Source organism: Geothrix sp. (genome assembly GCF_049292215.1).
Taxonomy (GTDB): domain Bacteria; phylum Acidobacteriota; class Holophagae; order Holophagales; family Holophagaceae; genus Geothrix.
In genome coordinates this window covers 24295-37707 of record NZ_JBATQW010000071.1, presented here as the reverse complement: position 1 = coordinate 37707, position 13413 = coordinate 24295, and the positions used below count along the sequence as shown (strand labels likewise).

General features: G+C 65.1%; 14 protein-coding genes. 1 reads left to right on the top strand and 13 read right to left on the bottom strand.

The genetic code is table 11. The annotated features are described in order from the left end of the window. Positions 1 to 100: 100 nt before the first annotated feature. The 11 genes from WAS25_RS12405 to WAS25_RS12355 form a co-directional block, all read right to left on the bottom strand. Positions 101 to 469 carry a PRC-barrel domain-containing protein gene (locus WAS25_RS12405; RefSeq protein WP_422312537.1) on the bottom strand — a complete coding sequence of 123 codons (369 nt, stop codon included), beginning with the start codon at positions 467 to 469 and terminating at the stop codon, positions 101 to 103. Positions 470 to 543: 74 nt separating this feature from the next. After that, the gene (locus WAS25_RS12400; RefSeq protein WP_422312535.1) at positions 544 to 2046 is read right to left on the bottom strand and encodes an OmpA family protein; all 1503 of its coding nucleotides are present in this window, start codon (positions 2044 to 2046) and stop codon (positions 544 to 546) included. A 132-nt stretch (positions 2047 to 2178) separates the two neighbouring features. Continuing rightward, positions 2179 to 2454, bottom strand: a complete 276-nt coding sequence (locus tag WAS25_RS12395; RefSeq protein WP_422312533.1) for a YtxH domain-containing protein — start codon at positions 2452 to 2454, stop codon at positions 2179 to 2181. A 10-nt stretch (positions 2455 to 2464) separates the two neighbouring features. After that, positions 2465 to 2854 (bottom strand): hypothetical protein, encoded by a 390-nt coding sequence (locus tag WAS25_RS12390; protein ID WP_422312531.1) that lies wholly within the window; start codon positions 2852 to 2854, stop codon positions 2465 to 2467. Between the two features lie 22 nt (positions 2855 to 2876). Then, entirely contained in the window at positions 2877 to 3368 is a 492-nt protein-coding gene (gene dps, locus WAS25_RS12385; RefSeq protein WP_422312529.1) for a DNA starvation/stationary phase protection protein Dps, read from the bottom strand. Positions 3369 to 3437: 69 nt separating this feature from the next. Further along, positions 3438 to 3725 (bottom strand): coiled coil domain-containing protein, encoded by a 288-nt coding sequence (locus WAS25_RS12380; protein ID WP_422312527.1) that lies wholly within the window; start codon positions 3723 to 3725, stop codon positions 3438 to 3440. Positions 3726 to 3736: 11 nt separating this feature from the next. Next, entirely contained in the window at positions 3737 to 3886 is a 150-nt protein-coding gene (locus WAS25_RS12375; protein ID WP_422312525.1) for a lmo0937 family membrane protein, read from the bottom strand. Between the two features lie 68 nt (positions 3887 to 3954). After that, positions 3955 to 4713: a BON domain-containing protein gene (locus WAS25_RS12370; protein ID WP_422312523.1), complete on the bottom strand. Its 759-nt coding sequence runs from the start codon at positions 4711 to 4713 to the stop codon at positions 3955 to 3957. Positions 4714 to 4913: 200 nt separating this feature from the next. Further along, complete coding sequence (locus tag WAS25_RS12365) at positions 4914 to 5177, bottom strand: hypothetical protein (RefSeq protein ID WP_422312521.1); 264 nt, start codon at positions 5175 to 5177, stop codon at positions 4914 to 4916. A 9-nt stretch (positions 5178 to 5186) separates the two neighbouring features. Next, the gene (locus WAS25_RS12360) at positions 5187 to 6686 is read right to left on the bottom strand and encodes an OmpA family protein (protein ID WP_422312519.1); all 1500 of its coding nucleotides are present in this window, start codon (positions 6684 to 6686) and stop codon (positions 5187 to 5189) included. A gap of 42 nt (positions 6687 to 6728) precedes the next feature. Next, positions 6729 to 8522, bottom strand: coding sequence for an Ig-like domain-containing protein (locus WAS25_RS12355; RefSeq protein WP_422312517.1), 1794 nt, complete (start codon positions 8520 to 8522; stop codon positions 6729 to 6731). Between the two features lie 493 nt (positions 8523 to 9015). Between WAS25_RS12355 and WAS25_RS12350 the strand changes: the two genes are divergently transcribed. Continuing rightward, the gene (locus WAS25_RS12350; protein ID WP_422312515.1) at positions 9016 to 10668 is read left to right on the top strand and encodes a sigma 54-interacting transcriptional regulator; all 1653 of its coding nucleotides are present in this window, start codon (positions 9016 to 9018) and stop codon (positions 10666 to 10668) included. Here WAS25_RS12350 and WAS25_RS12345 read toward each other — a convergent pair. Both WAS25_RS12345 and WAS25_RS12340 read right to left on the bottom strand, forming a co-directional pair. Continuing rightward, positions 10665 to 12449 (bottom strand): hybrid sensor histidine kinase/response regulator, encoded by a 1785-nt coding sequence (locus WAS25_RS12345; RefSeq protein ID WP_422312513.1) that lies wholly within the window; start codon positions 12447 to 12449, stop codon positions 10665 to 10667. The two genes, WAS25_RS12350 and WAS25_RS12345, sit on opposite strands and share 4 nt — an antisense overlap. A gap of 39 nt (positions 12450 to 12488) precedes the next feature. Then, positions 12489 to 13400, bottom strand: coding sequence for a response regulator (locus WAS25_RS12340; RefSeq protein ID WP_422312511.1), 912 nt, complete (start codon positions 13398 to 13400; stop codon positions 12489 to 12491). Positions 13401 to 13413: the final 13 nt, after the last annotated feature.

Genomic DNA, 13413 nt, shown 5'->3' with positions numbered 1-13413 from the left:
TTTGGGCTGACGGTTCGGGCGGGGGCTCTGGCACCGACTGGTGGCTCGGCGGGGGTCCCGGTGGTGTGGACCAGGGTTCCGCCGTGCCTCGGGCATGGTGCTATTCCCAGTAGGGGGCCCGTCCGTAGAAGCTGTAGACGTCGCGATTCCACTTTTCGTCGGACATGGAAGGCCAGTGTTCCGAGTCGAAGCCAGGGGCCTGCTCGAGGCGCTCCTTGGGGACGTGGAGAACGTATTCGTTGTTGGTCAAGTTGTAGTCGAAGGCCGTGAAGGGGATGGCGAACAGCTTCTCCCCCATGGTGAGGAATCCGCCGAACGCGACGACGACGTAGGCCACCCGGCCTGTCTTCGGATCGATGACGATTTCCCGGATCTCGCCCAGGCTCTCGGCCTTGGCGTTGACCACGCGGGTGCCGATGATCGACGAGGCTTTCACGGGTGAGTTGGAGAACATGACGAGCTGGCTCATTGATTGGCTCCTGGCAGGTGAGGCATGGACATGGGATGGGGCGCCGGGATCTCCCCGGCGCCCCTGGGTTTGCCTCAGAGGCCGGCGGCCTTGGGAGCCGAAAGGCCCTCGCCCGAGACCACCAGCTCGACCCGCCGGTTCTCCTGGCGCCCGGCTGATGTCTCATTGGTGGCGATGGGATTGCTCTCGCCGAAGCCCTTGAAGCTGATGGCGTCCGTGGCGACGCCCTGCTGCACGAGGTAGTCCCTGGTGTTCTGTGCCCGTTTTTCGGACAGGACCTGGTTGGAGGCATCGCTGCCGTTGCTGTCCGTGAAGCCCTCGGCCTCGATCTTCAGCCCCTTGTGGGTGGAGAGGATCCCGGCGATCTTGGCGAGCTTCTCCCGGGCGGCGGGTACTAGCTCCGCCTTGCCATTCTCAAACAGGACGCCGGACATGTTCACGATGAGGCCCCGGGCCGTCGCACGAGTCTGGAGCACGGCATTGAGCTCCACCATCAACCGGTTCCGCAGCCCCTCGTTGCGGGCCTGCAGGTTCTCATTGCGGACCTCCAGCCCCTGGTTCCGGGTCTGCAGCCCCTCGTTCGCGGTGCGCAGGCCCTGGTTCTCCGCAGCGGCCTGCCGCGACAGGCGGAGCGCGGCATCCTGGGCGGCGGCAGCCTTGGCGGTTTCCCGGTTGGCCTCGTTCACCTTGTCCTGGTTCAGCTTCCGTTCCAGGGCCACCTGCTCCACCTGCTGCCGCTGGACGGCGATGAGACGCGCGTCCTCGGCCCGCTGGACGGCCTCCCGGGCCGCGATGGCCCGGACCTTGGCACCCTCCTTGGGGGTCTCGGCCTGGGCCAGGTACTGCTGGGCCTTGCCGAAGGCATCCGGAGCGTAGGCTGAGGCGCCTGCCGCCCGGGCGATGCGCACCGCATTGCGGGCCTGGTAGACCCCGAGCGAGGTCTTGGCATCCATGACCAGCGGCTCCAGGGGGTTCAGGTTCAAGGTGTACTGGCCGCGCTTGAGCAGCTCATACTTGGCGTCGATGAACTCGAACTGCTCCTTGGAGCCCTTCCGCACCGCGTTCTCCAGCACGACCACGTCGCTGGGCTGGGTCACCGCGAAATAGGGCTCTGCGGTCACCACGAGGCCGAAGGTCTGCAGCTTCTCGCTGACCTTGACGCTGCCCTTGCCATGCTTGAGGAGGACCTCACCCAGATTCGAGGCCCGGCCCTCTGGCGAGATGCCCCACAGCACATAGGTCAGGAATTCCCCTCCGAAGGTCGAGGCTGGAGGCAGGTTTTTGAACTTGGCCGAGATCTGGATCGCCCCGTCCATGCTCTTGACCCGCGCCTCGCCCGAGGCGTGGGGCACTAGCACGGTGCCGAGCAGATCGATCTCGGTCGAATACTTCAGGTTCCGGTAGTTGATGGCCTTGGCCGAGCCCTGCACCACCGTCACCCGGTAAAGGGGTACGTCGGAGGACTGGGCTACCGGTGCGGGGGCTAGGTTGGGATTCGGAGTGGGTGTGATGAAGGCCACCCCCGCCTGGGCGACCAGGAGGGCGCTGGCGAAGGGAAGTGTTTTCCAGAGGTTCATGGGGTGCCTTTCAGTGGGTCCATGGGTGGGCCGACCGAGCTCCGTACGTGGGCGTCGATGGCCAAGGAAGAGCTGGTTGGGAACGGTCGGGTTCCGGACGGGTGGAAGGGTCGGCGAAACCCCTGGGGATGGTCAGCCCCGCAGGTCGTTGGCGGCGTCGGCCATGCCGCGCTTGAGATCTGCCGCCGCGAGGGCGGTGCGGCCCTTCAGGTCCTCCCAGGTGTCGCTCGCGTCATCGGCGAACTCCCCAGCCTTGCGCTTCGCGCGGAGGGAGAGGTCTTTCAGGTCGCCGCGGAGCTCGGGGCCGGTCTTGGGGGTGGTGAGGGCCACCACCACCGCGCCGACGGCGGCGCCCGCGAGAAAGGTGAGAAGGGTGGTGCCGTAGGAAGAGGTCTTGGGTTCGCTCATGGTCAGGGTCCTATTCGGGATCTTGCTGGGTGGACTTGCTCTTGAAGAAGGCCAGCACGGCGCTGATCCCTCCGATGACACCTCCGAAATTGCGGGAGGCGGAGTCAATGGTGTTTCGAAAGCGGGTGTGCCACTCCGACACGGTGGTGCCCACTTCCCCGACCGACTTGGCGAAGACCGACAGCTCGGCCAGGGAGCCCGCGAGGGAGCCCGCCAGGTGGTCCATGCGGAGCCTGGAAGCATGGACATCCTCGGCGATCTGCGTCAGGTCCCTCCGGGTGGAGAGCAGGAAGAGGTCGAGGCTCTGGGCCGTCCGACGGAGTTGGTGGAGCAGGGGCACCAGGCCGACGGCCAAGGCGACCAGGACCAGGATTAGGGTGATCTCGAGGGCGATGGGCATGGCATGCTCCAGGAGGAGGAACTCAGGCTTCCTGGCTGGCTGTCAGCATCCACAGGGCCTTGTCCATGGCGCGGCTCACCGAGGTGTAGAGGTCTGCCGTGTCCTGGTCACCGAGCTTCTCGGCCTTCCGGATGGCATGGCGGACCCGGCTGGTGTAGTCGCTATAGCGGTCCACGAGGGCGTTCACGTGATCCATGCTCTGCTTCGCCTCCAGGGGGTATTCCTCCAGATGGGAGGCGTTCCCGGCAGCGCGGATGGTGCCCAGGGCCTGACCGCCCAGGGCCACGGCGCGCTCGGCCAGATCGTCCACGGTGGTGCCCAGCTGGATGTAGAGCTGGTCGAAGAGGAGGTGGAGGCCGTAGAAGTTCGGCCCCTTCACGTTCCAGTGGGCCTGCTTGGTCTGGTAGGCCAGGTCGAGGGTGTCCGCGAGCGACTGGTTCAGCAGGGCCACCAGCTCGATGCTGGTCTTCTCGTTGAACAGCTCGTGCTCGAGGACCGCGGGATGCTTGCTCATGTCTGGCTCCATAGGGAGGGAATGGGTGATCGGGATCCGGGCGGGGCCTTGGGGCCTGGGGGTCCGGGGTCAGCGTGTGTTTTTGGTGGGGTGGAACAGATCGCGGAACTCCGCCCAGGCCTTTTCCGTTCCGGCCTTGACGCTGTCCCAGGTGTCGTCACCGGCCTCCTGCAGGCTGCGCAGGCGCTTGCCGGCCTCGGCGTGGGTGCGCTCAAGGCTGTCGAGGGTCTTGTCGTACTGCACCTTGGCGCCCACTTCGGCTCGCTTGGCCTTGGCCTGGAGCACGTCGATGTCGGCCTTCCACATGGCCAGCTGGGCCTCGAGGTTGCTTTCGTACGCCTTGCGTTTCTTGAGCATGGGGGCGCTCCTTAGAGGACTCTCCGGCCCTGGATGAGCCGGATGAGGACGACGACGACAGCCACGACCAGCAGGATGTGGATGAAGCCGCCCATGGTGTAGGCGCTGACGAGGCCCACGGCCCACAGGACGAGCAGGATGATGGCGATGGTCCAGAGCATGGAGGCTCCTTTCTAAGGACGGTGAAGCCCCGGCCCCGAACCTTCCGGGGACCGGGCAAGGGAAGGACCTAACGCACCGTCATACGGTTGTGGACGGATTGCACGCCGTGGATGTCCTCGACGAGCTTGGTGACCAGATCCCGCTCAGCGGCATTCTTCGCCTCGCCGTGCAGGCTGACCACCCCGTTCAGGGTGGAGACCTTGGTGGCGAGCATGCTGGTGGACTTGTGGAACAGCAGGGTGGACTTCACCTGGGCGGTGATGGAGGTGTCGTCCACCTTGTCGCCCAGGGTGCGGCGGCCGGACTTGGCGATCACCAGGTCGTTGCGGACTTCGGTGACGCCCTCCACATCCTTGGCATATTCGCCGGTCAGCTGCTTCTGGCTGAGGTTGTCGGCCTTGCCGGTGAGGGTGACCACGCCGTTCTGGGTGTTTACTTCGGTGCCCGAGGCGCTGACGTTCTTGTGGAAGGCCAGCACGGTCTTCACCTTCATGGTGATCCAACCATCGGAGTGCTCGGCGGGCTGCTCACCCACGACCCCCAGCTTGTTGTCCACACTCTTCACGCCCGGCAGGCCGGCCACGGTCTCCTGGGCCAGGAACTTGTGGTAGTCGCGGGCCACGGTCCCCGTCAGGGTGACCACGCCATCCTTGGCATCCACCTTGATGTGGTCGTCCTTGAGGTGAGTCTTGAAGTTGTAGCTGGTCTTGGCGGCGTGCTCGATCTTGTGGTCGGCATCCGATGCCAGAACAGGTACGCCAGTCAGCATCACCATGGACGCATAGGCCATGATGGCGGTCGAGGGAGCAATCTTGAAATTACGCATGGTGGGTTCTCGTTTCTGCCCGATGGGCGATTGGGGTTTCGAAGTCCTCCCAGCGGGGCCGCCTGTATTCGGCCAGTGGCCAAGGCGGGTCCAGGTGGAAGTTGGGTTCATCGGATTCCACTCGGCTCGGGAACTCGATGGCAGTCGCTGCGTTGAAGGCACCGGGCCGACCCTGAGGTCGGGTCGGTCCGCTGAGGTGGCTATTTCTTGGGGGCACCGGGGGCTGGATCACAGCAGCCGGGCTTAGGGGCTTCCGTCACCTTCTCCCGCGGGTTGTGCTTGGGGTCCTGCTTGGGGTCGAGGCTGTGCTTGGAATCGTGCCGGGAGAGGTCGTCCACCTTCTTCGAGGCGGTCACCTCGCGGGGGTTGGGGGTATCCCCGATCTGCCGCTCCTGGCCGGGATTCTGGGGCCGAGGATCGTTGGTGGGATTGGTGGGGATCTGAGGCACTTCGAAGGTCGTCATGGCTGTCCTCTACTTCTTCATAGAGCTGGGGTAGTTGATGATGATGTTGACCCGACGGTTCTCCTGCTGTAGTTCGGGCGTGTCGCTGTAGGCAAACCGGCGCGTCTTGCCAAAGCCCTCGGCGGTGAGGCGTGAGCGCTCCACCCCAAAGTTGTCCACCAGGTAGGTGACAACGTTCTCGGCGCGGCGCTTTGAAATCGCCATGGCCGAAGCATCGGTGGTCTTGGTCTTGCCGGAGTGGCCTTCCACCGTCGCGGTGACGGCGGGATTGGCCTTCAGGAAGTTAGCCGCCTTGCGGAGTCCGTCACGGTACTCGGGCTTCACTTCGTCCTTCAGAAGATCGAATTCCACTTCCAGGGCGATGGTGATCCGGGCAGGCTTGACCGTCAGGCCTTCGAGATCCGTTGCGCAGGAAACGACTGCGTTGATGCGACGGTTCTCGCGCTTGCCTTCGTCGGTTGCATTGTCCGCGATGGGGCGCGTCCAGCCGTAACCCACGGCCGACAGGCGGCTGCGGTCCACATGGACGGTGTCCACCAGATAGGTGACCACGTTTTCAGCCCGTTCCTTGGACAGCTTCAGGTTGTGCTCTTCCGTGCCGACGTTGTCAGTGTGACCTTCGATCACCGCGGTGGTGCCGGGATACTTGGTCATGAACGTCCCAACCACGGCCAGCTTTTCCATGTCATCGCGCTGGATGACGCCCTTATCAATCTCGAAGGTGAGTTCCAGGATGGTGCAGTACTGCTGGATCTTGGGCTCCACCGGAGCAACCACTACCACCGGGACAGGTGCCACGTAGGGGGGCGGCTGCTCGACCACAGGCTCGGGGGCCGGGGTGTAGGCCACCGGAGCGGGAGCCTTGCGGCCAAAGCGGAAGAGCATGCCCAGGGAGAGCATGTCGATGTCCCCCTTGTTGCCCACCGCGTCATTGATTCGGTAGCGCTCAATCTCGGCGCGCATCCCGAAGGACCTGGTGAAGTCGTACTGGAGGCCGGCGCCGAACTTGACGTTGGTGGCCCGCTCGCTGGGATCAGGATTGAGCACGACCACGGCACCGGTTCCCGTGAAGGAATCCTTGGCTTCGGCGTTGGTAAGCCCGACCCGCCCGAAGGCGGAGAATTTCTCCGTGAAGTGGAGATTGAGGACTGCGTCGAAGTTGAAGCCCTTGACCTTGATCTGACCGTTCAGCGCGCCCAGGGGCAGGGTAGCGGCCTCGTAGCCCAGCTTGCCCAGGTCGAAGTAGCCGCCCTCGAAGGCGAAGTACTTGTTGAACTGATAGCCGCCGAACACCTTGAAGCCGGTGCCATCGTCATGATCCTGGATCGAGGTGACGGTAAAACCCGCTCCCACGATGCCGCTGGTAATCTTCTCGTCATCGATCTTCGCCTTGGTCTTGCCGACATTGAATCCGGCATACCAACCTGAATCCTGGGCCTGGATCGGGGTGCTGGCGATGAGGGCGAGGGCCACCAGACCGAGCATTCCTGAAATCTTGAACAGCTTCATGTGTTCTCCTTGAGAGGGTGGGGGGGGATTTTGAGAGTCCCGTTAGGGGGCGGGGACGTTGACGGTGTTGGTGTCGAGGGCGATGGTTCCGGCAAGGGTCGCCCCGGCCAGGATTCGACCGTTGATCACGGCCCCGGTCTTGGCGGTGGCATCCCGGCCTGTCACGACCGTTCCGTAGAAGGTCGAGCCGACACCGATGGTCGCGTCCAGGGTGGGCACCCAGTAGATGTTCTTGGCCTGAGCACCGTTCACAAGGCTGATGTTGGCGGTGGTGGTCAGCGATGAGCCGATCTGGAACACCCATACTGCGTTGGCGTTCCCACCAGCATCCATGATCAGGGGCGTCGACACGAGGATGGTGCTGCCAGAAGTGTAGGTTCCGGGGGGAATGCCCAAGGGATACACGGCCGCCAAGTCCGCACCCGCAGTCACGGTGGTGCCAGGGGGCAGGTTCTTAGCAAAGGTGTAGGCCACCAGCAGGTCGATGGCGGCCTGATGGGAGACGGTGTCGTTGATGTGGACCTGGCCGTTCACCTGCACAGGCAGCAGGCCATTGGACGTTCCGGGCTCCAGGCACACGTTGCCGTTGATCATGGTTGCCGCGCCAGTGTTGGTGATGGCGGAGGTGGCCATGATGCCGTTGACCGCGGCCGCACCCAGGGCGATGGACATGGGCAGGTGTGCCGTCCCAGTGGTGAAGGTCCATGGGTTGGGAGCGATGCCCGCGGCCAGGAGGTTGCCGGCGAGGTCCTGGGCACCCATGACCGTCGCGGCATAGGTCGTGCTAGGTGCAAGCTCGCTCGAAGGAAGCAGGGTGGCGATCCGGGACAGGGGGTCATAGCTGACCGTGCCGGCCAGGATGGGCCCCGTGGGCATCCCCATGGTCTGCGCGGTGAAGGTTGCGGTGGTGAAGGTGAGGGGATCCATCGCCTTGCTGAAAGTGGCGTTGATGGCGGCATTGGTGGCCACTTCGGTGGCGAGCTGGGTTGGGCTGGTCAGGATGATCGTGGGTGCCGAGACATCGGCGGCTGTGGCGGTAAAGGACCAGATGTAGGTGCTGAACGCGGGCAGCAGTGCCTGATTCCCGGCCAATTGATTGCCGGCTAGGTCTGTGACTGAAGCAAGGATGGTGGCGGTATAGACAGTGCCGACTGTCAGCGGTGCGTCGGGTGTGAAGATGGCTGTCCGGCTGGCGGTTGAGTAGGTCACGAGTCCCACGGGCGACGTGCCGGGGTCAGGGGTTGTGACCGTGAAGCTGCTGGCGGTGACCGTGGCGGGGGCGAGGGGTTCCGTGAAGGTCGCCGTGATGGACGCATTGGCCGGTGCCAATGGGGAAGGTCCCGGGCTCGTCGTCACGGGCGTAGTTACGGTCACCCTGGGCCGGATGATGTCCAAGGGCGAGCCGCTGGTGAAGTGCCAGACGAAGGGACTTGCCATGGGCAAGCCCGTGGCGAGGCTCCTCGCCCCGGTGATAGTGGCGGTGAAATAGGTGAAGGGCGCCAGGGTGGTGGTCGGGGTGAGGGTGAAGGTGGTGACCAGGCCGGAAGGATCCAGGGTGACGGTACCGGTGGGATTGGTACCCACGACCGCGCCGGTCACGGTGAAGGAGGCGCCCCCGGTGAGCGGTGCCACCGGCTCGCTGAATCCAGCGGTGATGGTGGTTGTGATGGACACGGTACTGGCGTTGTCAGTGGGGCTGACCAGCGTCACGGTAGGGGCCAGGGTGGCGCTTCCACCACCACCGAGGATAGGCTTCTGCCCGTTGCAACCTGTGACCAGAAGTAGCAGGCCCAGCGGGACCGTCAGCCAGGCAAACAGTCGTTTCGTGCAGTGCATGTGGAACTCCAGTTAGACGTGGATTAGGACGTGCGGGGCAAAGCCAAGCGGACGCCGGTAGCGCACACCGTTGGGGAAAATCGATACGGGCGTTCACTCAGCCGTTGGAAGCCGCCTTCTGGGTGACGGAGACGGGTCTGGATGGAGTAATCCTTTCCGCCACCATAGGTTTCGCTGGCGGTGCAACCCTTCGACTGGCGTGAGGAAACCCCGGGGCCGCCAGGGTCGTTTGAGGTTGATCACAGGCGAACTGGGAACCCACCAGAGCCACGCCCGTCAGCACGGCGGCCCAGAAGCCGGTCCGTCGAATCACTGTGTCAGGGATACTCAAGGTGGAACTCCTCTACGACTGGAGTTCTAAAGAGCAGGATCCGAGCCATTTATTAAATATTAATTAAATCAACATTTATATTTATTTCATTTGATGGCATCGGTGCTATGGTCAATCAAGATGAACGACCCACTCCTTCAGTCCGAAGGATGAAGGCCACCGATGCGTGCCGAGGATCTGGATCACAAGGAACTTCTGGAGCTGGATCCAGAAGGAGGGGTCATCCGCTTCGCCGGTCAGCGGGCCATCATCCTCGATGCGGTGGCCATGGGGTTGCTGCGCAAGTACCTGGTCGAGAACTTCGGCTTCACCGCCGCCCGCACGGTGCTCACCCAGTTTGGCTTCGCCCACGGTTGGCGCATGGCCGAGGCCCTGCATGCGGAGTACAAGTGGCGGAACGACGAGGAGTGGCGCCGCGCCGGCAGCCACCTACCCAGCCTTGGGGGCCTGTTCGGAATAGAAGCGGGAAGCCGGGATCCCCTGTCCAAGGAAGGCATGATGCTGGTGGCCTCGTATGAGGCGGAGCAGCATCTGCTCCATTTCGGCCGGGCGGACGCGCCCATGTGCTGGACCATAAGCGGACTCATCAGCGGCTACCTCAGCCGCACGGTGGGCCAGGAGATATTCGTCCTGGAGGACCGCTGCCTGGGCAAGGGCGATGCGGGCTGCCACCTCTTCGGCCGCACCCGGGAAGAGTGGGGCGATGCGCGGGCGGGGGAGCTGCGCTTCTTCGACAAGACCCGCCTGGCCGACTGCCTGGACGTCTCCATCCACCGGGTGACCGAGACCCTGAAGGCCGCCGAGCGGAAGCTCAAGGAGCACAAGCGGGCCCTCGTCCTCGTGCTGCCCGAAGGGGAGGCGCCCGCACTCGGGATCATTGCCAAGAGCCCGGGCATGAAGCGCCTCGTGGATCTGGCCTGCCGGGTGGCCAAGGTGGACTCCACGGTGCTCATCACCGGCGAGAGCGGCTCGGGCAAGGAGCGCATCGCCCGGCTGGTGCATGAGGAATCCACCCGGGCCGCCGGCCCCTTCATCGCCGTCAACTGCGGGGCCATCACCGAGACCCTGCTGGAGAGCGAGCTCTTCGGCCACGCCCGGGGCGCCTTCACGGGCGCCACCCATGACCGTCCAGGCCTGTTCGAATCGGCCAACGGCGGGACCCTGCTGCTGGACGAGATCGGCGAGGTGTCCCCGGGCATGCAGGTGAAGCTTCTGCGGGCCATCCAGGAGCGGGAGATCCGGCGCGTCGGCGAGAACAAGAGCCGCAAGGTGGATGTCCGCATCCTCGCCGCCACCAACCGCAACCTGGCTGCAGACGTCACCGCCGGCACCTTCCGGCAGGATCTCTACTACCGGCTCAAGGTCGTCGAGCTGCCCGTGCCGGCCCTCCGGGAGCGGCGGGAGGACATCCTGCCCCTGGCCCGGGTCCTCCTCGCCGCCTCGGCCCTGCAGATGAAGCGCAAGATCACCGGGCTGACCCCGGGCACCACCGACCAGCTCATCCGCTACAGCTGGCCCGGGAATGTGCGCGAGCTGGAGAACGCCATGGAGCGGGCCGTGGCCCTGGCACCGGGAACCCGGGTGGAGCTGGAGGACCTGCCCGAAGAAGTCCGGCAGGCCCGCCCCCTCCCAGCCGTCTCCGACGGCACCGTCCGGCCCCTCGATGCGGTGGAGAAGGACTACATCCTGCAAGCCCTGGCCCTCAACAGCGGCAACCAGACCCGCACCGCCGAGCAGCTCCAGATCGGCTCCGCCACGCTGTATCGCAAGCTCAAGAGCTACGGGCTGATCGGCGCGGGCAAGACGAATTCCTAGCCCTGCTTGGGACTGGCAGGGCCCTGGGCAAGCGCGTTCAGGTGTGCCCTGAGCTCGTTCAGGCTGAAGGGCTTGGGGAGCAGGGTGACGTTCGGGTGCGCCTCGACGAGGTTGAGCGCCGCCTGATCGACCCTGCCCGTGGTGAGCAGGACGGGCAGGCTGGTCTGGAGGCTGCGGAGGCGCGCCAGGGTTTTGGCCCCACCCAGGCCCGGCATGTTGATGTCCAGGATCACCGCATCCGGCAGATGGCCCGCCTCCATCCAGGCCAGGGCCGCTTCGCCACTGGTCACCCCGGTGACGGTGTGTCCCAGGCATTCCAGGATGGCCCGCGAGGAGCTCTGCATCAGCGGGTCATCATCCACGAGCAGCACCGCCAGCGTCACGAGGGCAGGCTCCGAGGGCGGCTCGGCCTCCGCAGGCTGCACCTGGGGCCCCGGCTCGCAGGTGGGGAACCGCATGGTCACCGTGGTGCCCCGGCCAGGCTCGCTCTGGATGTCCAGCTGGCCCCCATGGGCCTTGACCGCGCTGTAGACCAGCGAGAGACCGAGCCCTGTGCCCTTCCCCTCCGCCTTTGTGGTGAAGAAGGGGTTCAGCGCCTTTGCCAGCACCTCGCGGGTCATCCCGCTCCCGGTGTCCTCGACCTCCACTTCGATCCAGTCACCCTCGAGGTTCCGGGTCCGGAGCGTCAGGGTTCCCTGGTCGGACATGGCCTCCACCGCGTTCACGCAGAGGTTCATGAGGGCGTGGGTCAGGGCGCTGGCATCGCCCCGCACGGGGCGCAGGTCGAGGGCCAGCGCCAGCCTGAGATTGACCTTTGAGAGCGTGGTGCGCTCCAGGAGCCGCACCTCCTCCCGCAGGATGGTGTTGAGGTCCAGCTCGTGCTCCTCGGCCGGACTCTGCCTGGCGAAGTTCAGGAGGCTCTTCGCCATTTTCCCGCCGCGGACCGCCGCCTTGGCAATCGTCATGAAGGCCGGGTAGGCGCTGCTCTCCGGGGGCTGGAGCTCGAGGTGCGTGGTGGCCAGCCCGAGGATGGCGCCCAGTACGTTGTTCATGTCGTGGGCAATGCCACCGGCCAGGGTGCCCAGGCTCTCCAGCTTCTGGGACTGCAGCAGCTGAGCGAGGAGCTCCAACCGGACCTTGTTGGAGGTCACCAGCTGGGCGGCCCGCTGCTCCAGCTCCAGGTTCTGCGCGGCCAGCCGGCCATTGGCGATGGCCAGGGCGGCGGCCCGCTCCCCGCATTCCGTCTCCAGCGCCAGCCGCTTCAGCACCTGGACCAGCTCGGCGGCACGCTTCCCCTTCTCCCCCGTCTGGAAGAGCAGCTCCTGGTTGGCGACGACCAGCTCGGCGGCCCGCTTCCCCTTTTCACTCGTCTGGAAGAGCAGCTCCTGGTTGGCGACGGCCAGCTCGTCGGCCCGCTTCTGCTTCTCGCCCTGTTGGAACTGGAGCTCCTCGTTGGCCACGACCAGCTCCGCCGCCCGCTCCTCCTTTTCGTCCTGCCTGGACTGGCGCTCCAGGTCGGAAGCGGCGGATTCCGTCACGCGCCCCTTCTCGACCTCGGCGTGGTCGGCGATCTGCCGATGGGCCAGGACCAGCTCGGTCGTGAGGGCCTCGTTCCGGAGGACGAGGGCCCGGTTGGCGGCGACCAGATCGGCGGTCAGGGTCTCGCTCTCTGCGGTCAGGGCCTTGTTCGTGGCAATCAGCTCGGCAGCCAGGACCTCATTTGCACCCAGCAGATCGGACAGCTTGTCTCCAGGCTCAATGGCAATCTCTTCGGCGTCCATGTCCCCATCCTCTCGCTTGATCCGGCGCCCCTGGCCCGGCTACAGGTCGCAGACGACCTTCCGCTGGTGGACGATGCTGGAGACCTCGGCGCCGACATCCATGCCGATGCGCAGATTCAGCTTGTAGCGGCTGTGCTCGTTGAAGCGGTCCACCGCCTCGATGATGTCCAGGGCCTTGCGGGAGGCCTGGATGGTGCGCTCGGCCATCTCGTCGGTCAGGCCGATGGCAGCCAGGTAGGCATTGCCGATGGTCCGGGTCCGGTCCATGGAGGGATGGTGAATGCCCTCCACGAACCGGTGGGAGATCTCGTCCAGGACGCCAATCAGGACTTCGGCGCTGGCCCCCTCCGTGAACTTGGTGAAGGCCAGGATGTCGGCGAACAGCACCGATACTTCCGCGTAGCTTTCGGTCACGAGCTCCGTGAAGGTGCCGGCCTTCGCGTCGGGCCGCGCCTGCAGCCGCTCAGCCAGGGCGCCCGGCAGCACGTTGAGCAGGAGCCGCTCGGACACCTTCTGTTCGGCCAGGATGCGCTCGTAGAGCTTCTTGGTCTCCTGATGGAGAAGGCGGACTTCGAGCATGTTGTGGACCCGGAGCAGCACCTCGGGCAGGTCGAAGGGCTTGCTGACGAAATCCTTGGCCCCGGCCTGCAGCGCCCGCAGCTTGTGACTCGGTTGGGCGGTGACCACGAGGACGGGGAGGTAGCCCCCCGTTTCAATCTCCTTGAGGTTCTCCATGACCTGGAAGCCGTCCATGCCCGGCATCTGCAGGTCCAGCAGAATCAGGTCGTAGTGGTTGGTGAGGTGGAGCTCGCAGACCTGGCTGGGGTCCATGGTCGTGCTGATGGAGGTGTAGTGGGCCTCGCGCAGCATCTGCTCGAGCAGGAGCACGTTGGCCTCCTGATCATCGACGATCAGGATCCTGCCCTGGAGGATGTCCCTTGCAGTGATCATGTGGACCGCAGCT